At 45.7% G+C, this 20591-nt stretch carries 24 protein-coding genes; 11 read left to right on the forward strand and 13 right to left on the reverse strand.

The window, feature by feature from the left end:
- Positions 1-187: 187 nt before the first annotated feature.
- The 6 genes from ACJJII_RS11930 to ACJJII_RS11955 all read left to right on the forward strand — a co-directional run bounded on the left by ACJJII_RS11930 (position 188) and on the right by ACJJII_RS11955 (position 4506).
- Positions 188-481, forward strand: a complete 294-nt coding sequence (locus ACJJII_RS11930) for a co-chaperone GroES (protein ID WP_020412315.1) — start codon at positions 188-190, stop codon at positions 479-481.
- 48 nt (positions 482-529) lie between these two features.
- A complete protein-coding gene (groL, locus tag ACJJII_RS11935) occupies positions 530-2170 on the forward strand; it encodes a chaperonin GroEL (RefSeq protein ID WP_444894876.1) in 1641 nt (546 codons plus the stop codon).
- A gap of 129 nt (positions 2171-2299) precedes the next feature.
- Positions 2300-2755 (forward strand): hypothetical protein, encoded by a 456-nt coding sequence (locus ACJJII_RS11940; protein WP_444912304.1) that lies wholly within the window; start codon positions 2300-2302, stop codon positions 2753-2755.
- Between the two features lie 63 nt (positions 2756-2818).
- A complete protein-coding gene (ybiA, locus tag ACJJII_RS11945; protein ID WP_444916333.1) occupies positions 2819-3310 on the forward strand; it encodes a riboflavin biosynthesis intermediates N-glycosidase in 492 nt (163 codons plus the stop codon).
- Positions 3311-3405: 95 nt separating this feature from the next.
- Positions 3406-4056 (forward strand): hypothetical protein, encoded by a 651-nt coding sequence (locus ACJJII_RS11950; protein ID WP_444912306.1) that lies wholly within the window; start codon positions 3406-3408, stop codon positions 4054-4056.
- Positions 4057-4089: 33 nt separating this feature from the next.
- On the forward strand, positions 4090-4506 hold the full coding sequence (locus tag ACJJII_RS11955; protein ID WP_444916334.1) for a PaaI family thioesterase: 417 nt from the start codon (positions 4090-4092) through the stop codon (positions 4504-4506).
- A gap of 201 nt (positions 4507-4707) precedes the next feature.
- On the opposite strand, the gene ACJJII_RS11960 is transcribed toward ACJJII_RS11955, so the two are convergent.
- Positions 4708-4989, reverse strand: a complete 282-nt coding sequence (locus tag ACJJII_RS11960) for a hypothetical protein (protein ID WP_444894873.1) — start codon at positions 4987-4989, stop codon at positions 4708-4710.
- Between the two features lie 34 nt (positions 4990-5023).
- Between ACJJII_RS11960 and ACJJII_RS11965 the strand changes: the two genes are divergently transcribed.
- The 3 genes from ACJJII_RS11965 (at position 5024) to ACJJII_RS11975 (ending at position 7330) form a co-directional block, all read left to right on the forward strand.
- Entirely contained in the window at positions 5024-5407 is a 384-nt protein-coding gene (locus tag ACJJII_RS11965) for a zinc ribbon domain-containing protein (RefSeq protein ID WP_444894872.1), read from the forward strand.
- 132 nt (positions 5408-5539) lie between these two features.
- Positions 5540-6313: an SDR family NAD(P)-dependent oxidoreductase gene (locus ACJJII_RS11970; protein ID WP_444894871.1), complete on the forward strand. Its 774-nt coding sequence runs from the start codon at positions 5540-5542 to the stop codon at positions 6311-6313.
- A gap of 18 nt (positions 6314-6331) precedes the next feature.
- Positions 6332-7330 (forward strand): AraC family transcriptional regulator, encoded by a 999-nt coding sequence (locus tag ACJJII_RS11975; protein ID WP_444906122.1) that lies wholly within the window; start codon positions 6332-6334, stop codon positions 7328-7330.
- 96 nt (positions 7331-7426) lie between these two features.
- On the opposite strand, the gene ACJJII_RS11980 is transcribed toward ACJJII_RS11975, so the two are convergent.
- From ACJJII_RS11980 to ACJJII_RS11995, 4 genes are all read right to left on the reverse strand, one after another.
- The gene (locus ACJJII_RS11980; RefSeq protein WP_413664728.1) at positions 7427-7732 is read right to left on the reverse strand and encodes a hypothetical protein; all 306 of its coding nucleotides are present in this window, start codon (positions 7730-7732) and stop codon (positions 7427-7429) included.
- 149 nt (positions 7733-7881) lie between these two features.
- The gene (locus tag ACJJII_RS11985) at positions 7882-9327 is read right to left on the reverse strand and encodes a coniferyl aldehyde dehydrogenase (protein ID WP_444916335.1); all 1446 of its coding nucleotides are present in this window, start codon (positions 9325-9327) and stop codon (positions 7882-7884) included.
- Positions 9328-9564: 237 nt separating this feature from the next.
- On the reverse strand, positions 9565-9831 hold the full coding sequence (locus ACJJII_RS11990) for a PepSY domain-containing protein (RefSeq protein WP_282931601.1): 267 nt from the start codon (positions 9829-9831) through the stop codon (positions 9565-9567).
- Between the two features lie 130 nt (positions 9832-9961).
- Positions 9962-10369: a hypothetical protein gene (locus ACJJII_RS11995; protein WP_444916336.1), complete on the reverse strand. Its 408-nt coding sequence runs from the start codon at positions 10367-10369 to the stop codon at positions 9962-9964.
- A 149-nt stretch (positions 10370-10518) separates the two neighbouring features.
- Here ACJJII_RS11995 and ACJJII_RS12000 point away from each other — a divergent pair, with 149 nt between their 5' ends.
- Both ACJJII_RS12000 and ACJJII_RS12005 read left to right on the forward strand, forming a co-directional pair.
- Complete coding sequence (locus ACJJII_RS12000; RefSeq protein ID WP_444916337.1) at positions 10519-11550, forward strand: Fe(3+) ABC transporter substrate-binding protein; 1032 nt, start codon at positions 10519-10521, stop codon at positions 11548-11550.
- Positions 11551-11671: 121 nt separating this feature from the next.
- On the forward strand, positions 11672-13357 hold the full coding sequence (locus ACJJII_RS12005) for an ABC transporter permease (protein ID WP_444916338.1): 1686 nt from the start codon (positions 11672-11674) through the stop codon (positions 13355-13357).
- A gap of 6 nt (positions 13358-13363) precedes the next feature.
- Here the strand turns inward: ACJJII_RS12005 and ACJJII_RS12010 are convergent, their stop codons facing one another.
- From ACJJII_RS12010 to ACJJII_RS12045, 8 genes are all read right to left on the reverse strand, one after another.
- The gene (locus tag ACJJII_RS12010) at positions 13364-14407 is read right to left on the reverse strand and encodes an ABC transporter ATP-binding protein (protein ID WP_444916339.1); all 1044 of its coding nucleotides are present in this window, start codon (positions 14405-14407) and stop codon (positions 13364-13366) included.
- Between the two features lie 127 nt (positions 14408-14534).
- Complete coding sequence (locus ACJJII_RS12015) at positions 14535-14996, reverse strand: hypothetical protein (protein ID WP_444916340.1); 462 nt, start codon at positions 14994-14996, stop codon at positions 14535-14537.
- 48 nt (positions 14997-15044) lie between these two features.
- Complete coding sequence (locus ACJJII_RS12020) at positions 15045-15356, reverse strand: outer membrane protein assembly factor BamD (RefSeq protein ID WP_444916341.1); 312 nt, start codon at positions 15354-15356, stop codon at positions 15045-15047.
- A gap of 163 nt (positions 15357-15519) precedes the next feature.
- Complete coding sequence (locus ACJJII_RS12025; protein WP_413664736.1) at positions 15520-15846, reverse strand: hypothetical protein; 327 nt, start codon at positions 15844-15846, stop codon at positions 15520-15522.
- A 145-nt stretch (positions 15847-15991) separates the two neighbouring features.
- Entirely contained in the window at positions 15992-16390 is a 399-nt protein-coding gene (locus tag ACJJII_RS12030) for a hypothetical protein (protein ID WP_444916342.1), read from the reverse strand.
- Positions 16391-16484: 94 nt separating this feature from the next.
- Positions 16485-16901: a hypothetical protein gene (locus tag ACJJII_RS12035; protein ID WP_413664738.1), complete on the reverse strand. Its 417-nt coding sequence runs from the start codon at positions 16899-16901 to the stop codon at positions 16485-16487.
- A gap of 1089 nt (positions 16902-17990) precedes the next feature.
- Complete coding sequence (locus ACJJII_RS12040; protein WP_413664739.1) at positions 17991-18671, reverse strand: DUF6629 family protein; 681 nt, start codon at positions 18669-18671, stop codon at positions 17991-17993.
- An 884-nt stretch (positions 18672-19555) separates the two neighbouring features.
- Positions 19556-19960: a putative signal transducing protein gene (locus tag ACJJII_RS12045; protein ID WP_444916343.1), complete on the reverse strand. Its 405-nt coding sequence runs from the start codon at positions 19958-19960 to the stop codon at positions 19556-19558.
- Between the last annotated feature and the right edge of the window lie 631 nt (positions 19961-20591).

The following is a 20591-nucleotide window of genomic DNA, read 5'->3' on the forward strand; positions in this document are numbered from 1 at the left end:
TGATGAGAATTTGCTTTGCAGTTTTTTCACCTGATGGTGTTGAAATCCTTATTCCCGCCCATAGATAGGGTTCAACTGAGAATTAAGCCCCGCCTCTGGGGATCAGAGAGGGGTGAGGTTACCGGCCCAAAGGGCCAGTGCCGTCCATGTTGGAAACCATTAAAACGACTCAATGGAGAACTTATCCATGAAAATTCGTCCTTTACACGACCGCGTCGTAGTACGCCGTAAGGAAGAAGAAGCGATGTCAGCTGGCGGTATCGTGCTGCCAGGCGCTGCCAAAGAAAAGCCGAACCAAGGTGAAGTGGTAGCCGTGGGTGAGGGCAAGCAGCTGGACAATGGCGATGTTCGCGCACTGTCTGTGAAGGTAGGTGACACTGTTGTTTTCGGTCGCTATGCCGACAGCAATACCCTCAAGGTGGAAGGCGAAGAGCTGATCATCATGAGCGAAGGTGACATCTACGGCGTGTTGGAAGGCTAAGGCCAGCCTTTAACTTTACTCGCAAAAAGAATTTGAGGAATAAGAATCATGGCAGCTAAAGACGTAATTTTCGGTGACGACGCTCGTCAGAAAATGCTGAAAGGCGTAAACATCCTGGCAGACGCTGTAAAAACTACCCTGGGTCCCAAAGGCCGCAACGTAGTTCTGGACAAGTCCTTCGGCGCTCCTACCGTAACCAAAGACGGTGTTTCCGTAGCCAAGGAAATCGAACTGCAAGACAAGTTCGAGAACATGGGCGCGCAGATGGTTAAAGAAGTCGCTTCCAAAGCTTCTGACACTGCGGGTGACGGCACCACTACCGCTACCGTTCTGGCTCAGGCTATCGTAACTGAAGGTCTGAAATCCGTAGCCGCTGGCTTCAACCCTATGGACCTGAAGCGCGGTATCGACAAAGCGGTAATCGCAGCTGTTGATCACATCGCTGGCCTGTCCACTCCTTGCGCTGACACCAAGTCTATCGCTCAGGTAGGTACTATTTCCGCTAACAGCGACGAGAGCGTTGGTACCATCATCGCTGAAGCCATGGAAAAAGTTGGCAAAGAAGGCGTTATCACTGTTGAAGAAGGTTCCGGCCTGGAAAACGAGCTGGACGTAGTAGAAGGCATGCAGTTCGACCGCGGCTACCTGTCTCCTTACTTCATCACCAACCAAGAGAACATGACTGCCGAGCTGGACAATCCGTTCATCCTGCTGGTAGACAAGAAAATCTCCAACATCCGCGACCTGCTGCCCCTGCTGGAGCAAGTAGCTAAAGCTTCCAAGCCGCTGCTGATCATCGCTGAAGACGTAGAAGGCGAAGCGCTGGCAACTCTGGTAGTAAACAGCATGCGCGGCATCGTTAAAGTTGCTGCTGTTAAAGCACCTGGTTTCGGCGACCGTCGTAAAGCCATGCTGCAGGACATCGCTATCCTGACTGGCGGCACCGTGATTTCTGAAGAAGTTGGCCTGGAGCTGGAAGGTACCACTCTGGAGCACCTGGGTACTGCTAAGCGCGTAACCCTGTCCAAAGAAAACACTGTAATCGTTGACGGCGCTGGCAATGTTAAAGACATCGAAGCTCGCGTTAGCCAGATCCGTGCACAGATCGAAGAGTCCTCTTCCGACTACGACAAAGAGAAGCTGCAAGAGCGCGTAGCCAAGCTGGCTGGCGGTGTTGCGGTAATCAAAGTAGGCGCCGCTACTGAAGTGGAAATGAAAGAGAAGAAAGCCCGCGTTGAAGACGCGCTGCACGCTACCCGCGCCGCAGTAGAGGAAGGCGTAGTACCTGGCGGTGGTACCGCTCTGGTTCGCGCTACCCAGGTTATCTCTGTAACTGGCGACAACGAAGACCAGAACCACGGCATCGCAGCAGCCCTGCGCGCTATGGAAATGCCTCTGCGTCAAATCGTTTCCAACGCTGGTGACGAAGCTTCCGTAGTTGTTGACAAGATCAAGCAAGGCGAAGGCAACTTCGGTTACAACGCTGCTACTGGTGAGTACGGCGATATGCTGGAAATGGGTATCCTGGACCCAGCTAAAGTAACCCGCTCTGCTCTGCAAGCGGCAGCTTCTATCGCTGGCCTGATGATCACCACCGAAGCCATGGTTGCAGAAATTCCGGAAGACAAGCCGGCTGCCCCTGACATGAGCGGTATGGGTGGCATGGGCGGTATGGGCGGCATGATGTAAGCCGGCCTTAAGCCTATCTAAAAAGCCCCGCAATTGCGGGGCTTTTTTTTGCCTTGTGGAAAGTGGTTTACTAGGATCTGCTTTTAGTTATCAATATAGTTTTCAATTTTATCTTCAGGGTGTAGGCGAGTGACTGGTAGCGATAGGTTCTCTAGTATCAAGACGCTCTCTGGGAAAAGTGAGTTGATTGAATACCACCGCCAATTTTCTCATGGTGAATATAAGCAATTACAGCAGGGGTTGACTGCGAGAAGCATGGATGAGAAATGGAACGGCTATTTTCATGATGGGCGTTTTTATCTTTGTCGAAGTTGGACGGGTGTTTGTATTTATGAACTTGACTTGGTGGAGACTGAAAGTGGTTGCTCTGCAGAAAATACGCGGGTTAACAGGGATCCGAGTCAATATCGAGAGACTGATAATCGCTATGATGTATTGTTGTTGGACTTCTTGATTTCAAATCTGATTCTGGGAGAGCCAAAGCCCTTCCCTAGGCGCTCAACCGATGATGTTCCTGGTGAAGTTGAGCAATACTCGGTTGCTGGAGTTAGGGTTACAGGGGGAGATATAGGAAAGAAACTTTAGTGCGATGGTAGATCGATTTACTTTCAGCTGATTAATTATGACTTACAGATGGTAAGAAATAGCATGAGAGAAACAGAGAAATACTATTTCTTCTGGAAGCACCAATTTGGACAGTGGACTAAGCGAGATATTACTGATCCAGATGGCGTTAAGTTTAATTGCTGTGAACAATATATGATGTATAAGAAAGCGATATTGTTCGGTGATTTAAAGACTTCAGAGAGAATTCTTGTAGAAACTGATCCAGAGATTCAGCAGCGATTAGGGCGAAATGTTGTCGGGTATAACTCTAGTGTTTGGAACCTTCATAAGATTGGTATTGTTTGGTACGGTAATTACTTAAAATTTACTCAGCATATTGATTTGGCAGAGCGATTAATAGATACCGGTGATAAGACGTTGGTGGAAGCATCTCCTTATGATCTTGTGTGGGGCGTTGGTTGGAGTTCTGATTCTGTTGAAATTCTAGATGAGGCGAATTGGCGAGGGCAGAATTTGTTGGGCAAAGTCCTTATGTCCGTACGTTCCTCAATCCGCTTGGTGTTAGAATTCTGAGATGGTTTTTTCAGGTTGAAATTCTTCAATTTTTGTTAAGTTAGTGGTTTTAAATATATTGAGCATTTTTTATTGCTTTGTAGTGTAGGCTTTATATGGAAAAATCGTTAAGGTTGGCCGCGTTGGCAAAGGAAAGGCAGCAAGTAAAGAAAGAGGGGTATAAGAATATCGGTGATTTCCATAATGGAATTTATGATTGTGATTATGTCTCTCCTTATACGAAATCCGCTAATAATATCGATGCTTCTGTTATGGTTCTTTTACAGGATTGGTTGGGGGTAGATAAGTTATCCGGGTCTATTATCCAGGATGCTGTAGATCTCGGGCAGATTCCCTCGTTGCCCACGAATAAAAGACTTAAGGATCTGTTGCAGCGGCATTTTGGCTTATCCCTTAGCGATATTTACGCAACTAATGTTTTTCCACTAATTAAGTATGGGAATTTAAGTGCAGATGTCCCAGCGAAAGATATGGTCTGGGCTGCTCAGAAATTTGCAGTTCCTCAGATTGAAGTGGTGGCACCAACAATTGTTATATGCTTGGGGTTGAAAACCTTTAATGCCATACGAAAAGCAGTTGGTCTAAAATCTTGTAAAAATTTAGCGGAAGCGCTGCAATCTTCATTTGATATTGCCGGTATCAGGGTTTGCTGTCAGGCCCATACCGGAGCATTAGGCCAAAATAGTCGAGGGCGGGATCGAGTAGAGAAGGACTGGCAGGCGATGGTGAACTCGATTGAAGTTTAAGTAGCAAACATGGAATAGGCTTAGTGAGGAAATATGGACATCTACGAAATGGTAGAGTCAGGAGATCTGCCAGTACCTGAGTGTGCGAAAACTCTGGGATTTGGGTTAATAAGCTATTCACGTGAAAAAATGGAGATCAAAGCCCGATTTTTTGCCAGTGAGTCATTCTTAAACCCTGCGGGAACAATACAGGGTGGGTTTCTATGTGCAATGCTCGACGACGTAATGGGTCCTGCACTTGTATTTTCACTGAATATTGGTCAGTTTGCTCCGACACTAGAGCTAAAGACTCAATTTGTTCGCCCAGCTAAAGTGGGGCCAGTTGAGGGTGTTGGCAGAGTTGTATCTCGAGGTGGAACTGTCTGCTTTCTGGAAGGAGAGCTTCTTCAAGAGGGGAAACTAATTGCTAGGGCAACCGCTACCGCTTTAATAAAGGGACAAAATTTATAAATCCTTGATGAAGGATGTGATGTTTTCTGAGGTAAAAATGAGTTTTGAACAAGGCATATATAGCTCCCCGGAAAGTGAGCTTTGCCCGGAGGGAAATAAGCGGGTTAGGTTGGGGAGCGTTCTTTCTATATTGGGTACTGCTCTTCAAACCCCGATTATTGTGTTCTTTTATTTGGGGATGTTGAGTTTTTGGGAAACTTCTCAGATCGCCCAATCACTTGATACATCCCCTGAAGTAATGGCAGGCATGATGAGCCAATCCATCTCTAATTTTGTTATAGGAGGTCTATTGTCTGCTCCAGGTTTGTTGATTTCCTGTACTGCTTTGTTTTTATCGTCTTTTCGAGCTAAGTGGTTATTCTGGTATTCTTTAATACTCTCACTGATTTGGATTGGCTCTTTTCCGTTTGGGACATTATTTGGTTTGATATATCTGTTAATAATTTTGATTAAACGAAAATCGTAAATGCAGATTTGATCCATTTTTTATTCTGATTTGTTAAGTAAAGTGAAATAAATGTTAGACACTATTTGGGATTATTTTCAGCAGCGAGAAATCGATGATGCGAGATATCGAGCTCAAAATGCAAAGCAGATGGCCGCTAACCTGGAACTGGAAGTCGGTGATATTCAGGGGCGTATAGATACATTAGTGTTGGCGAATCAGGCTATGTGGGAGCTTCTATCGGAAAAATTAGGGGTAACCGAGGCTGAGCTTATTGAAAAGATGGGGCAGATTGATCTGCGAGATGGTAAGCGCGATGGAAAAATAACAACGGGTAACTTGAAAGAGTGCCCTTCCTGTGGCCATAAGGTGAGAAAGCAAAGGGCAAATTGTTACTGGTGTGGAACAGAGCTGACTTTATCCAGCCCGTTTATGGGCTCACAGCGGACTGATTAATTTCCCATTTGATGGAAGAACTACCAATATGGTTTTTGGCATACTTGGATAGTCACTTGGCATCATCGGATTCTTAGTTGGCGCCTTCTGATCATATACTGATTTCAAGATTAACGCTTGGGAGACAGATAGATGGAAACGGCACTTATTACTGGGGCCTCTGGTGGCATCGGCCTTGAACTGGCCAGGATACATGCATCTAAGGGTGGCAACTTGGTTCTGGTTGCCCGGTCTGAAGGGAAGCTTTCAGCACTCAAACAGCAGCTGGAGAAGGAGTTTGGTATCCAGGCAATGGTTATTGCCGAGGACCTTTCTGACCCCATGTCCGCGCAGAGAATTTTTGAGCGAACCCAAAGTGAGGGTGTGGAGATTGGCACTCTAATTAACAATGCGGGTTTTGGTGGTCATGGTCTTTTCCATCAGAGGGATTTGGAAGCTGAGCAGGGTATGATGCAGGTGAATATGGTTTCCCTTACCAATCTCACCCACCTGTATTTAAAGGGGATGGTTGGCCGCAATAGTGGACATATTCTTAATGTTTCATCTACAGCCTCTTTTATTCCCGGCCCTTTACAGGCGGTTTACTACGCAACTAAAGCCTATGTAACTTCATTTAGCCAGGCACTGGCGGAAGAGTTGAAAGGCACAGGTGTAACAGTAACGGCTTTGTGCCCCGGTGCTGTTGCAACAGGGTTTGTGGCCGCTGGTGATCTTCAGGGTGTCGATATTTGGAAAAATGCCCGTTCGGCTGAGTCTGTTGCCAGATGTGGCTATCAGGCAATGGAGCGGGGAGATCTGGTTGCTTTTAATGAGACACGGCTCAAGTTGTTTCTGAATTGGATAATGCCTTTACTGCCCCGTAAAATGGTACTGAAGTTTTCCCGTCAGACGATGGAAAAGTCTTAATTACAGGCAGGTCCGGTAATGATCAAACGTGCAGCGAAATTCCTGGTACCTCCCAGCTGGAAGTTGATATTACACGATATGAATATCGATACAGCGCTGGCTCTTGCCTATGCCGGGTTACCTGCGGATCTGTTACAGCGGGAGGCTGTGACACTCTCTCCGGTGGAATATTTCCGTTTTTGGTGTGGTATTGATCGGGCCTCTAAGGATCGGCCATTACCACTTTTACTGGCGGAGCACCTTTCGGCTGAGTCGTTTGACCCTCCCATATTTGCGAGCCTGTGCAGTGCAAATCTGAATCAAGCTCTACTGCGGATACAGCAATACAAACCACTGATCGGTCCCATGGAATTGCACTTGGATATTACTGATGAGTACACCAAGCTCAATTTAGAGTGCTATGGAAGTGATGGAAATATCCCTGAAGCTTTGGGCCTGAGCGAATTAATTTTCTATATCCGCCTTGCTCGGTTGGGAACCCGGGAGGAAATTCAACCATTGGAATTGGCACTACCGCAGCTGCCTGAAGATCAAACGCCTTATCGGGAGTTTTTTGGTTGTTCAATTAAGCAGTCAGACCGGGTGAGAATTTGTTTCTCAGCGCAAGATGCACAAAAGCCATTTCTGACTGCCAATGCCCCTATGTGGGATTTCTTTGAAGGTAAATTGAGTCAACAGCTCAAGGATCTGGATAGCGAAGCCACAATGGGAGAGCGGGTAGGTTCAGTATTGATGGAGTTACTACCGGCCGGTGAGAGTTCTGTCGAAGCGGTGTCTGAACGCTTGGCTATCAGTAAAAGGACTTTGCAGCGGAAACTGGGGGAGGAAAATCAATCCTTCCAGACAGTATTGCAGGGAGTTAGATCAAGTTTGGCTGATCACTACCTCGCGAAGTCCAGCCTTCATTTGGGTGAGATTTCTTTTATGCTGGGATTTAAAGAACCCAATTCATTTATTCGGGCCTACCGGGGCTGGAAAGGAATGACACCATTGCAATACCGGGACTCTATTCACTGAATAGACCCCTTAGTTAAATACCAATGTTTGCATATCACTGTAAATTTTTATGACCAGTTTGGACCTAGAGGTTTAGTTTTAACATTTAAACAGCGATTAATTGGCTGGTCGGTCAGCAATAATTATTCCGTTGTCCGGATTCACTTCCAGAGCCCTCAATTCTCCTCCGTAGACCGCCTGGATTTTCCATCTTCCGCCCACAAATTCGATATGCGTGATGGGGTTGAACCCTAGACCATGCAGTTTCGCTTTAATAGTGGATAAGTCCAAGGCAATGACCGAAGGTTCTGCTCCGTAAAGGTCGGGGCTGTCGTAGATGGGGGCGGGTTTATTGGGATCGAGGCCGGGGGGGATTGGGTTAGTGAGATTGCCAACTAAAGCTATAGCGGTAAGAAAAATCATCTACGGCTCCATACTGCTAACAAGCCATAGTATTAGTTTGGACTAAGGATTATCGCAGTGCCAGCGGGCTGTAGTGATTTCGATCTTACCTGAGCGCGATTATAGCAGTGGATGGCCCGGCTACAGGATGTAGCCGGGCCATAAAAATACTAGCGGGTAAGTTTTAGCATAAAGTCGATAACACGAGTTGAGAGTTTGCCATAGGGAGGCCGCAGTAATTTTAATAGATCGATTGGGCCCTGATAGAAGATGGGACGAAGTTTAGAGAAGGTTAAAAACCCCTCGTAGCCATGGTAGTGACCCATACCGCTTTCACCAACGCCGCCAAATGGAATATCGTGCTGGCCAACGTGCAGTACACAATTATTTACCGACACGCCTCCGGACATTACTTTGTTGATATATAAATCTTGTAAGGTTTTGTCTTGAGTGTAAGGGTAAATCGCCAGGGGTCTGGGGCGAGCATTAATATAATCAATAACTTCCTCTGGCTTGGAGTAAGTGATAATCGGCAATAGAGGGCCAAAAATCTCACGCTGCATTACCAGCATCTCGCCGTCTACGTTGGTCAGGATATGCGGAGGGAATTTTCGCAGTTTATTGTCCCTATCCAATTTGCCAGCACTTAAATCTATGGCATTAGCACCCTTAGCCTTGGCGTCATCCAGGGTTGCCCAGATTCGCTGGTAAGATGTGTCGTCGATAATAGAAGTGTAATCCTGGCCATCTAAGTCGGGGTAGCGCTTCTGAACATAATGTTTTGCGTGCTCGATAAACTCTTCGAGATGCTCCTCCGGCAAGAAAAGATAATCCACGTTGACACAGATCTGCCCAGCGTTTACCAGCTTCCAGTAAATTAGTTGCTCGGCGGCTTTCTTAACCGGGTAATCCGGGCCAACAATTGCCGGTGATTTACCACCAAGCTCCAATGTGACTGGAGTTAGGTTGTCTGCGGCAGAACGCATTACTGCACGGCCGGTATTACTGGAGCCGGTAAAGATTAAGTGATCGAATTTAAGGCTGGAAAATACCGGACCTATTTCATCGGCATCGGGAATAAAAACCAGCTTTTCTTCCGGGAAGTATTGTTCACAGACTTTACTGAGTAATTCTGCAAGGTGCTTGGAGTTGGTGGACATCTTGACCATCGCCTGATTGCCTGCGGCGAAAATATTGGTCAGTGGTGAAAAGCTCAAGTTTATTGGGAAGTTCCACGGCACTATGACGCCAATTACCCCCAGAGGTTGTGGGACCACACGATTTTTAGAGAGGGGATAGGATTTAAAATCTGTATGGCGCCCCCTGGGCTTCATCCACTTCTTTAAGCGCTTGATAGTCTCTTTAATACCGGAGAGCGCTGGGTAGATATCGTAGAGCAATATCTCTTCCCTGGCTCGATTGCCGTAGTCGTTACTGATCGCCTGGATAATGGGCTCCTGCTGTTCACGCAGGAGCTGGGCAAGGGTTTTAAGATCCTGCACACGTTGCTGATAGCTGGGAGCCGGGTCGGCCAGGTAGGCGCTGCGCTGTTTGTCCAGATAGTTTTGCAGTACCGCTTTGTCTGCATCCTGCCGGGTCAGGGTTTGTGTTGTCATTTTATTATCCTGTGGCGTTGATCTCAGAAAGACTAAACGAAATTGAATCGGAGTGATTGACCAATCCGGTAAATTCCTTTGATGATCGGATAACAAATTTTATCCGGGGTATGGCCAAGTTTGTTTTGCCATCGCAATTTATGGCGCGGATTACATCGCAATGTTCAAGCAGAATAGGTTAGAGCCGGCTTTGGCAGCCGGCCCTGGCAGGATAGCTCGGAATGAGGACGCTAATCCTTAATCGTTGTCCGGTTTTTCCGACAAAACTTCCGCAGAGTTGGGGTCTACGTGCAAGTCGTACTTCTGGTCACCCTTATAGGCTTCAATCTTCCACTTACCCTTGTCCAGATCGACCTCAACAATTGGGGTGTAGCCCTGCTGTTCCAATTTGGTCAATACGGTGGAAAGGGCCATAGCTCCGGGTGGGGGCTTTTCTTTGGCGAGTGCATAGGGTAGTGCTGTTGCGGCGATAAAGGCCAGCAACAACTTGCTGATAGGCTGCATGGTGCTATTACCTCGCTGTCTATTTGCTAAATCGCAGTATCCTATGAATCAAATCTTCCCTTAACCGAGCGATCGGTATTTCCAAACTGTAAAATAAAAACTGATGCGTCTGCGTTTGGTCTCCAGGCACTTATAACGGGTTTTGTGGACTGCCCTCGGTAAGATGCTTCTGGATAGCCTCGCACCACTCCATTCCTCCGGGTTTGAGACCGTTGGTATTGGCTCCGCTGAGCCGGGTGATGGCTGTGAACCACTCCTCACTACCGGTAGTCGGCATACCGGACGGGTATAGTTTCGCCATATCGCCATTTTGCTGGGCAAGCACTTGCTGTTGAACCCAGGCAAACCATTCTGGGGTGCATATAGCTGCAGCTTTCTTTTCCGCTTCCGCTCCATTGCCCGGTGGGGCAATGGGCTCCTTCATGGCGCTGGTAGCCGACTCATCTGCGGGAGGGGCTGCAGGTGACTTGGAGTCCTTCGGGCCCCCACAGCTGCAGAGGACAAAGATCAGTGCTATTAAAGGGCCAAAGCGGTACATAGGACCTCTATGGGTGGCGGTATCAAGCCTAAGCATAGGAGGAAATTGACGACTTTGCCTTATCGCCTTAGGTCATATGTATTTTTATTGACATTGCCATTAAATCAAATGAGAATGTTTCTCGTTTAATCCAAGGGTGATCTACGATAATGTCTACCAGAGCTCTATTTCAAAAAGTGCTGGCTGTAGCCGGCTTGTTGGGTGCTGTGGGTGCCAGTGCGGCCGAGCAGGTAAATATCTACTCTTACCGACAGCCTTTCCTTATAGAGCCGATCTTAAAGGAGTTCACCGAAAAAACCGGTATTGAGGCCAAAGTGGTCTACGCCAGCAAAGGCTTGAACGAGCGTTTGCAAAGGGAAGGACGCAATAGCCCCGCTGACCTGGTCCTGACTTCCAATACCAGCAGCCTGATGGATCTGCTTAATAAGCAGCTGACCCAACCGGTAAGCAGTGAAATCCTGGAAGACAATATCCCATCACAATTTCGCGATAAGGCCGGCAACTGGTTTGGCCTGACCACCCGGGCGCGTTTGATCTACGCCTCCAAAGACCGCGTTAAGCCCGGTGAAATTACTCGCTACGAAGAGTTGGTAGACCCTAAGTGGAAGGGCCGAATTTGTACTCGTAGCGGCAAGCACCCCTATACCTTGTCCCTGATCGCCTCCATGATCGCCCATCATGGTGAAGCAGAAACCAAAGAGTGGCTGCAAGGTGTGAAAGCGAATCTGGCGCGTAAGCCCCAGGGTAATGACCGCGCTCAGGTTAAAGCTATTAGCGAAGGTGTCTGCGACCTTTCCCTGGGTAACAGCTACTACTTCGGTAAAATGATTACCAATAAGGAGCAGCCGGAGCAGGTTGATTGGGCCAAGTCTGTAAACCTGGTCTTCCCTAACCAGAAAGATCGCGGTACCCATATGTTTATTTCCGGTGCGGCGCTGACCAAGCACGCCCCCAACCGTAAAAATGCCGTTAAGCTGCTGGAATTCCTCAGCGGCGCCGATGCTCAATACTCTTACGCTGAGAAAAACTTTGAGTTCCCGGTACGCCCTGGCACTGCCCGCTCTGAGTTGATTAAGGAGTATATGGGTGAGTTTAAGGAAGACGATCTGAGTCTCACGGAGATCGGTTCCTACGTTCCAGCGGCTTCCCGTATGGTTGATGAAGTACGCTTTGACTTTTAGAATGGTTAACTGAATGGGAATTGCTGCCGAGTAATTGACAGCACTATCTCAGCCTTATTCGAACGGCCCTGTCGAGAGACCAGGGCCGTTCTTTTATAATGAGCTTTTGATTCCTTAATCCATGCTAAACCGAGCCAACTTATCAGCTTCCCGCTGGCTGCTACTGGTAGCTACTATTTCCCTACTGGTAGCCCTGCCAGTGCTATCCATTTTTTGGTTGGCATTTTTCCCTGAAGAAAATATCTGGCCGCACTTGGTGGACACGGTGTTGTTTCACTATGTGTCCTCCACTTTGATTCTGGCTGGCGGTGTCGGTTTGGTAACGCTGATAACAGGCGTGGGCAGTGCTTGGCTGGTGAGCATGTGCCAGTTCCCCGGGCGTCGTTTGTTTGAGTGGGGGCTGTTATTGCCGTTTGCTGTTCCCGCCTATGTGATTGCCTACGTTTACACGGACTTGCTGGAATATGCGGGCCCTGTGCAAAAGTCCCTGCGCGCCTGGTTTGGTTGGCAGACATCCAGGGATTATTGGTTCCCAGAGATCCGTAGCATGGGTGGGGCGATAGCCATGCTGTCACTGGTGCTCTTCCCCTATGTCTATATGCTCGCGCGAGCAGCCTTTATCGAGCAGTGCGGCAGTATACGTGCCGCGAGCCGGTCATTGGGCTGTACGCCCTGGCAGAGCTTCTTGCGCGTATCCCTGCCAATGGCACGCCCGGCAATTGCGGTGGGCTTATCACTGGTGTTGATGGAAACCCTGAATGATTTCGGCACTGTGGACTTCTTTGCCGTACGCACCTTGAGTGTCGGGATTTACGATACCTGGTTGAGCCACGGTAATTTAGGAGGCGCGGCGCAAATTGCCTGTAGCACTCTGATTTTTGTTGTTCTGTTAATTACGCTGGAGCGAATGGGGCGGGCGAGACAGAAGCACTTTGTACAATCGCCAAATTCCCAGCGTGAACGCTATGTATTGCGCGGCTGGCGATCCGGTGTCGCCCTGTTGTTCTGCGGGTTACTGTTGGTGGCCGGTTTTATTATTCCCCTGCTGGTTCTGGGAGGTTACGCATTTAGTAACTTCTCCAGTTACTGGAGCGAAGATTTTATACAGATCGCCAGCAATAGCTTGTTGCTGTCAATCACAGCGGCACTGGTCTCTGTACTGCTGGGCTTGCTGTTGGCTTACGGTAAGCGACTGCAACCCAAAAGATCCGTACGGGTCTTGGTCGGCTTTTCCAAGCTGGGTTATGCAATGCCCGGGGCAGTACTGGCGATTGGTGTCCTGATTCCCCTGGCCGCTTTTGATAATGCGGTGGATGGTTTTTTACGTGAACACTTTGATATCTCCATAGGGCTGCTGTTAAGCGGCAGTATTTTCGCCATTATTTTTGCCTACACAGTGCGCTTCCTGGCAGTGTCCACAGGGGCCATAGAATCCAGCCTGGAGAAAGTAACCCCTTCAATGGATCGCGCTGCCCGCTCCCTGGGGCGCAATAGCTGGCAAACCCTGTGGGCTGTACATCTACCTTTGGTGCGTACAGGCCTACTAACGGGGGGCTTGGTGGTCTTTGTGGATTGTATGAAAGAACTGCCGGCGACTTTGCTACTGCGCCCCTTCGGCTTTGACACCCTGGCGACTTATGTTTACCAGTTCGCTTCCGATGAGATGCTGGAACGCTCGGCCCTGGGGGCTTTATTGATTGTCCTGGTGGGGTTGATACCGGTGATTTTACTAAGCCGTTCCATTGGTTGGCGCAGAGGTGAGGAGCGCACAGCCGTGGCGGACTCAGAAGCGCCCGCCCTGTCCTGATAGCTTTTATCGGGCCTGGTCAAACACCAGAGCAGAGGAAAGGTGCAGGGGAAGTTTATCACCAGGAGCGGCTTGAACGTCTGCATTCAAAGCGGCCTCGACAGTTTCCCCTGCGGCTAGCTGAAAGCGATAGCTCACCTGGTTGCCGAGAAAATTCTTTTCCACAACCTGAGCCATCACAGCACCGGGATGTTCGCCTGCGGCAATATCCTCACTGCGCACAAACAGTTCGAGCTGATCTCCACTTTCGTATGCAGCTGTTGGCACCTTCACTTCCCCCAGAGGGGTGCTAATCAGGTCATTGCCCACAACAGTACCGGAAATGATATTCCCTTCACTAACAATCCTTGCAACTGCCAAGTTTTTAGGTGTTTGATAAGTGTCTTGAGGGCTGTCCCACTGCTGTAATTGGCCTTGGCTGAGTACTCCCAGCTTATCTCCGGCAATAAAAGCCTCATGGCGGTCGTGGGTAACAATAATTGCAGGGATCTTCTCTTCGCGCAGTATATGGCGGACTTCGGCGGCGAGACTGCGGCGCAACTCGGTATCCAGGTTGGAGAAGGGTTCATCCAGGAGTAACAGCTTGGGGCGCGGTGCCAGTGCCCGAGCCAGAGCGACACGCTGCTGCTGACCGCCAGAGAGCTGATGTGGGTACTGTTGCCCGAAGCCTTCCAGACGCACTAACTTTAGCAAAGACTGGGTGCGGGATTGCCGCTTGCTTTTCGGCATTGACTGGATACCGAAGGCAATATTCTGTTCAACGGTAAGGTGTGGGAAGAGGGCGTAGTCCTGAAATACCACCCCAATATTCCGTTGCTCTGCGGGAATCTGTAATTCAGGAGAAGAGATTACTTCTCCAGATAGCTGAATATTCCCCTCAGCGATTGGCTGGAAGCCGGCAATGGCATGTAGCAGAGTTGTCTTACCGCAGCCGCTAGGGCCCAACAAACAGGCAATTTCTCCCGCTTGTAAAGCAAAGGAAACCGATTCGATAACTACCTGCTCACTGTAGCGGCATTGCAGGTTTTCTATAGAGAGTATAGGGAGCACGGGTCTTCCGGTAGTTTGGCCTGTAAACGATTAGGGCAGCTTTCGGGTTCATAGTTATCACTACACTAACCGGTAGCCAGTCCAGAGTGAAGTATACTTTTAGCTGTGCAGTAGTGTTGGATGTTTTTTAGACGAGTGAATTATCTAAACACTCGCCATCAACCTCGTATACTAAGGTATCCATTCTCGTGGATATTGAAATCTCGCCTGTTCCAGATTCACAGTGCTCAGCTGAATAGTAACGATATTTGATTTTAAGATAAGCCGGCCCAACTCCGATTATACCATCAGCCCCTGCATTTGGTGCATGTATCGGACTATGAGTGATCTCGAGAGAAGATAACGATACATTTCTTACATTGAATTTTTCAGGGAGGGATATCTTCACGGGTCGTTCATCAATACTGAGGTCGATATAACTAACGGAATTGTCATCTGGTGTGAGGGAAATTTGCAGCGAAAATTCTTTGAAGGGGCTAATTAAACTTCCGCTTACTCTTGTGTTTAGAATCTCGGCATAGAGATCTTGAGTTGTATGCGCTATAGCAGGTGAAATAGCAAAAATTAATACAGGTAGGTACTTTATCAAGTGAACTGCCTAGCGCTTACTGACAACGATATGTACTAGTGCGTTGCTTTATTGCCAAGCATTTTTGTCACTCTTGGAACTTCCTCCCAGCAATTGCCGAAAAAGCCCGGAGAAAATATCTGCAACGATATCCTCTTTGTTGATAATGTCTTTTTCTCTTAGGTTCTCGGCCTTTCTGTCTAGTTGTGTAGCCATAGAATAGTTATTACGGACCCTAGCTTCCTCTGCTTGAGCTTCAAGTTCGTTAGCTTTCGCGTTTCTTTCATATATGTTTGGGGTTGAGGCACACCCGGAAATAAATAAAACGGACAGTATAAAAAATAAACTCTTCATGTTCGGTAAAATAAATTCGAGTTTCATAAAATTATTACTGGTAGGTGTTGGCCTGTATAGGATTACCAGCAATATATCATAGTAGCGAGCTAAATGCTGGGCTTCTGATAATCAAAGCCCAGTGTAGTTGGCACGCGGACCGCATTTAAAATCCGTGTGCTAGCTATAATGCGACCCTATGGATTTTCTATTAGCATGGACCTTTACGCATTCTCATTGTACTTCCGCGAACCATTTCAACTTTGCTTGGGGTAACTGATAAAAGTTTATGTGTCCCAACATTTGACATTATCAGCTTGTCGTCTTCAACAGACCAAGTGCCATCCTGCTTCCAAAAACTATCGACCCACTTATAGGAGCCATCTTTCTTGAAAGTAATTGTGACATTTTCAGCGGCGACATTTCCTGCTGCTTCCTGTTCGTAAAAGCACCAAGCACCATTAAGTTCATTTGCCTCGTAGGCATTGGTAACTTGTGAAGTTGAAGCAATAATAATTGCTAGTACAATTTTCTTCATTTTATATTCCTTTTAGTTTAAGGTTTCCAGTTTTCAGGTTTGATTTATATGGCCTTGAGGTAGGTTCCCCGCCTAATTATATACAGCAATAAAATTGACTAAATATTTAATGCGAAGTGACTAGGTGCTGCAATATAGCTTTCTATTATATTTTCCTTTGTCCTATCTCAAGTACATGCTCATGAGAATAGAATAAAATTTTGTTTGAATTATTGTGCAGAACTATTGCATCATCTCTGGCAGGCATAAATATATCCTGCCAAGCACTAAGGAAGATGCTGGTTGCTAGAATAAAAACTTGATTCTCGCTAAATACCACCTGAACTGTTCCCTCAGTGTTGAAATTACTCTTTAGCCAAGCGTCTGTAATGGTATTACTCTCAATCTTAAGTCTAAAAATTGATTCAACGACTTCACTATTTAGCCCATAGAAGTCGGTCGCACAGTATTTGGCTGAAAAATCGTAAGCATTTTTGGCATTCTTAGAATTAAGCCATCGAACACTTAAGTTGAGTCTTTCTATTTCAGCTTTTCGATATTTCATTCCGATGCACAAAATAGTACGAGTGCACTAATACGAGGACGTACTAACGTACAGGGCGGCAAGGAAGTGAATTGATTGGGCATAACCCGCCTCATCAGGTATTTGATTTTGCTTTTAGAGTAAGAAAGTACCCTGCTATGAACGAAGGTACCAAAACTATATTCGATGCTATTTCATACCAAATGGGGTACTCTTTATCTAGATTCGATGGAGATTGTCCAATATAGTACATAAAACCACCATACATGGCTGCGACTAATATCGCATTTACTATATTTGGACTTCCCGATATTTGAGCCGATAAGTAAATACCAATAACAATACCAACAAATATTGTGAACAATGAATATACCAAAGGCTCAACTGAGGTCATCAGTATATCCATTGGGGCCTTATCAACAATAAGGTAAGAGAATATAAAAATACTAAAGAATGAGAGAACCATTATTGTAACTAGCGCAACAATAAATCCAACGAATATACCAACTAAACTTTTAAATGCTACTTTCAATTTATCTATCCTAGCTAAGAACATATCCATATTTGGAGCAGTAGGAGTATTCTGCTACAAAGTGGTGAAAATTATAGCCTATTTTATCTTCAAAATTCACAAACCAAATGTGACATACTCCAAAAATAAAGAGATGCCTCTTAATTTCAGATGTTTTTGCTCTCACTCAGGAGTGATTGCGTACATGAAATGTTATCGGATCACAAGGGAGAAAAAATATCTCCTTTCTGTGATAAGAAAATAAAATATTTCAAGTTCTCAGGTTGCTGAGCGGATAGATTGTCATTAGTCAATGATTTATCTCGGAACAAAGAGAAAACTAAGTTTTTGTACTCGCTACTACCAACCTTTGGGTCTCACAGAGTGTCACAAGAGTGCGATCATTGATCTCGAAGGGGCTAATTTATCTCCGATAAAAAGATTGTCCTTACGATACCACCATTATCTTAATTGCTACCTCAGGAGTAATCGCTCTGCTAAACAAAAACATTGTTTTAAAGTAATAGAGATGAATCTATCTAGCTCGGTTGTAAAGAATATAATAACTATCAGTTTGGCTGCTATCCCATTCTATATATCAAACTGTAACTCTTTTACCTTCAGATTATTTTCCCATATTCCTACGCGGACCTCTGAATAACGGCAGGGGTGACTATAGATTAATTAGCATCTGCAATCCCTGTGGAGCTATTGAAGATCCAGAGGTTAAGTATGCCAAAAGAGGGTAGGGATTTGGTAGGCAGTTTGAAAATAGATAGTTGATGTTTGTCCGTTGGAATTAGTGCTAGTTTAGAGTTTGGGTGGATTACTCTCTGAGAAGAAAACTTAAATTGGTTCTTAAATTTTCATTTATAGATATTCAACATGAACATATTCAATAATAACTGCTAACTGCTAACTGCTAACTGCTAACTGCTAACTGCTAACTGCTAACTGCTAACTGCTAACTGCTAACTGCTAACTGCTAACTGCTAACTGCTAACTGCTAACTGCTAACTGCTAACTGCTAACTGCTAACTGCTAACTGCTAACTGTGGAAAAATTATATATCTCCTAATGTCGTGACTAATATTGGCTTTGCAGTGGTAATCATGAGGCTTGTTTTTTTATGTTTGCTTTATGATTGTTTCGCAATAGAAAATATATCCATAAAGTCGATATTGCAGCAAAGAAACACCAGGTTGATACCCATGTTTCACGATGGGTAAAGTAGACGATAACACCGAGTGCCATGACAAGTGCCCAAAACTTCCTGAAAATCATATTGCTAGATAATAAAAATAAAAATCCGAGTAAAGAATAAATAATATGTCCAGCTGTAATAGCAAACAAGCTGTAATCGGAAGTGATATAGCATAAACTATGTCCGCATACACTCGTTTTTATCAAGTGTCTTGGCCCTGTTTCTAATAGGATCGGTACCCAAAGATATAAGCCAAAAATAAAACCTATGATTATTAATGTAATAAAGAAAATTCTTTTCCATTTTTTTGTCTCAAGACTAAAAGCAACGGTTGGTATCCAGGCAAGCCAAAAAAATAGAGCAAAAAATAAATAAAAAATAGAAGATGCTGCGGTCAGTGACACTAAATTTTCATTGTATCCAATCCATACTACCCCTTCACTTACTTGCTGTAACGCAAAAAGGAGGGGGGTGACTGCGAGTAATAAATAGGTTTTATCATTTTTTATTGCATGTGTTGTACACAAAGCACCACCGACAATAAGCAGAGCTGCTGATCCGAACGATGCCGTGGCTGAAAAACACATAATGATTTTCTCTATATATAAAATATTCTAATTAAAACCAAGGTCTTATAACTTGATGTACAACATAACAATACCCTTAACCAAGAAAATCAGTTGACTTCGCTAATTTGTACTAAGCTACTTAATTTATCTGCGAAGACTATCTCTACTTCAATGCTTTCAATTCATCTTATGAGTTAAGCTGAAAAGACTAATAAAGCTATATTTAGCTTGCCTATATAAGTAGAATCTATGCCGAGAGGGTTAAACAAGTCAGTGTAATGATACTGTGGTGGTTGCATTATCTATTCCATTAATCAAAGTGGGTCTCAGTTTTGTCTCTTGGGTGTGGGGTTGGCTCTAACGCTTAACAGTCTTAATACGTCCGTTAAATTAAATACATTGGGGGGTATTAATCCTAGCGATACTCACCGGTCATTTACGATGAACACATTTATCATAGAGCGCTATTAAATCGTTGATACCAGAGTAATTGCCTTTTACTCAAGACATCTTAGATTTCAGATGTGCGCCACGAATAAGCCTATCTACCGTAAACGAGAACTGACAGTCAAAGGTCATCATTGCCATAGACCCGGTATCCTTGCCATGCTTTACGACTCACTTTGGATATTGCGGTTAGGGCTGGCAGTCATGTCCATTTGACCCCCTATTTTTCCAGATGATTGGCCATATAAGAATGATTGGGGTGTTTAAAATGGCGTTGTCTTGTTCGCGGTGATTGTAAATGGGGCAATTAAGGTTTAATCCAGCAGCTTGGTGAATGGATATACCTTATTTGTTTAGTCTAAAACTCATATTCAAATCAATAGGCTTTTAACAAAGAGTATGGGTGGGGGTATTGGCGCCATGTTCAACATTAAAGGGGCAATATTTTATGATCGCTAATTATCAAGCTTTTGGAAGTGGCCGCAGTCCTTGCACTTAACTCCATGTTGATAGAAAAATAAAGGCATCCCCAAAAGTAGGAAAACCAAAAATGCGGGCTTTTTCCCCTTGGTAAACGGCTCGACATTTCGTGATGAGCAGGACTCGCATACTCTTTCTTCATCATGCCCTAATTCTTGGTCTACAAGAATGGAACGGTCTTGATTCAATATTTCATTGGCTTCATCTAGGTCGCTTTCCGACACTTGAAGCCTGACTCCACCCATAGCATTGGAATATAGCCACTGCATATTGACTGTGTGCTCATCTGCAATGAAAGCGTGTATTCCTTCAGACTCAAGTCGTGCTTTTGCAATCTGCGCTTCATATGGAAATGAGAATCTAGCAACGGTTACTAGCAAGTGATCACCTTAGCGCTTAACGTCTTGAGCTGCGGGACGAAGTGTCTGAAAACTTAGACGTGTTATGTTTTTATAGCCCACTAAGGAAACCCCACAACTTACCCCACCGTTCTAGCTTTTGATCAGCGCTCAATAGCCTCGGCTGAACTTGAATAGGGTCGCCAAGTTGATCTACACCTTTCAATAGGTTGAGATTTACTGCGCCGCGAAGTTGACCATTTATATTGCAGCCTACAGCTAGCAGTTGATTACAATCTTTGCAATGGTAGAAATCAGCAAGCTGATCCCCATTTTGTTTAGTTGAGATTCCATCGCCAGTGAAAATCGCAGACATAGTTGGGTCACTTATAATAGGGGAAGGACTGGCTTGGCAATAATTGCAATCGCAAATACGCGGATTCAAAGCTTCGAGCGGCTCTGCTAACTGAACTTCAACGTGCCAACGGTTACATTTACACGATCCCTTAAAGAGCATAAAAATTAGTTCCAATTATGATGAAGTATAACGTCTGTATAATGGGCAAGTGCAGCGCCTCGACAGCTATATTACACCTGCCACTGTAAGGACTGTAGTGACGAATGCCTGGTTCATTTGATTGTAATGCCGCTCAGCTTGAACAGGACACATCGT

This window comes from Microbulbifer maximicatervae (SeqCode), assembly GCF_052467825.1.

Excerpts from the sequence above, each read along its gene's own strand:
- ACJJII_RS11930 (WP_020412315.1), top strand. The coding sequence starts at position 188 with ATGAAAATTCGTCCTTTACACGACCGCGTCGTAGTACGCCGTAAGGAA.
- groL (WP_444894876.1), top strand. The coding sequence starts at position 530 with ATGGCAGCTAAAGACGTAATTTTCGGTGACGACGCTCGTCAGAAAATG.
- ybiA (WP_444916333.1), top strand. The coding sequence starts at position 2,819 with ATGAGAGAAACAGAGAAATACTATTTCTTCTGGAAGCACCAATTTGGA.
- ACJJII_RS11950 (WP_444912306.1), top strand. The coding sequence starts at position 3,406 with ATGGAAAAATCGTTAAGGTTGGCCGCGTTGGCAAAGGAAAGGCAGCAA.
- ACJJII_RS11955 (WP_444916334.1), top strand. The coding sequence starts at position 4,090 with ATGGACATCTACGAAATGGTAGAGTCAGGAGATCTGCCAGTACCTGAG.
- ACJJII_RS11960 (WP_444894873.1), bottom strand. The coding sequence starts at position 4,989 with ATGGATCAAATCTGCATTTACGATTTTCGTTTAATCAAAATTATTAAC.
- ACJJII_RS11965 (WP_444894872.1), top strand. The coding sequence starts at position 5,024 with ATGTTAGACACTATTTGGGATTATTTTCAGCAGCGAGAAATCGATGAT.
- ACJJII_RS11970 (WP_444894871.1), top strand. The coding sequence starts at position 5,540 with ATGGAAACGGCACTTATTACTGGGGCCTCTGGTGGCATCGGCCTTGAA.
- ACJJII_RS11975 (WP_444906122.1), top strand. The coding sequence starts at position 6,332 with ATGATCAAACGTGCAGCGAAATTCCTGGTACCTCCCAGCTGGAAGTTG.
- ACJJII_RS11980 (WP_413664728.1), bottom strand. The coding sequence starts at position 7,732 with ATGATTTTTCTTACCGCTATAGCTTTAGTTGGCAATCTCACTAACCCA.
- ACJJII_RS11985 (WP_444916335.1), bottom strand. The coding sequence starts at position 9,327 with ATGACAACACAAACCCTGACCCGGCAGGATGCAGACAAAGCGGTACTG.
- ACJJII_RS11990 (WP_282931601.1), bottom strand. The coding sequence starts at position 9,831 with ATGCAGCCTATCAGCAAGTTGTTGCTGGCCTTTATCGCCGCAACAGCA.
- ACJJII_RS11995 (WP_444916336.1), bottom strand. The coding sequence starts at position 10,369 with ATGTACCGCTTTGGCCCTTTAATAGCACTGATCTTTGTCCTCTGCAGC.
- ACJJII_RS12000 (WP_444916337.1), top strand. The coding sequence starts at position 10,519 with ATGTCTACCAGAGCTCTATTTCAAAAAGTGCTGGCTGTAGCCGGCTTG.
- ACJJII_RS12005 (WP_444916338.1), top strand. The coding sequence starts at position 11,672 with ATGCTAAACCGAGCCAACTTATCAGCTTCCCGCTGGCTGCTACTGGTA.
- ACJJII_RS12020 (WP_444916341.1), bottom strand. The coding sequence starts at position 15,356 with ATGAAACTCGAATTTATTTTACCGAACATGAAGAGTTTATTTTTTATA.
- ACJJII_RS12025 (WP_413664736.1), bottom strand. The coding sequence starts at position 15,846 with ATGAAGAAAATTGTACTAGCAATTATTATTGCTTCAACTTCACAAGTT.
- ACJJII_RS12030 (WP_444916342.1), bottom strand. The coding sequence starts at position 16,390 with ATGAAATATCGAAAAGCTGAAATAGAAAGACTCAACTTAAGTGTTCGA.
- ACJJII_RS12040 (WP_413664739.1), bottom strand. The coding sequence starts at position 18,671 with ATGTGTTTTTCAGCCACGGCATCGTTCGGATCAGCAGCTCTGCTTATT.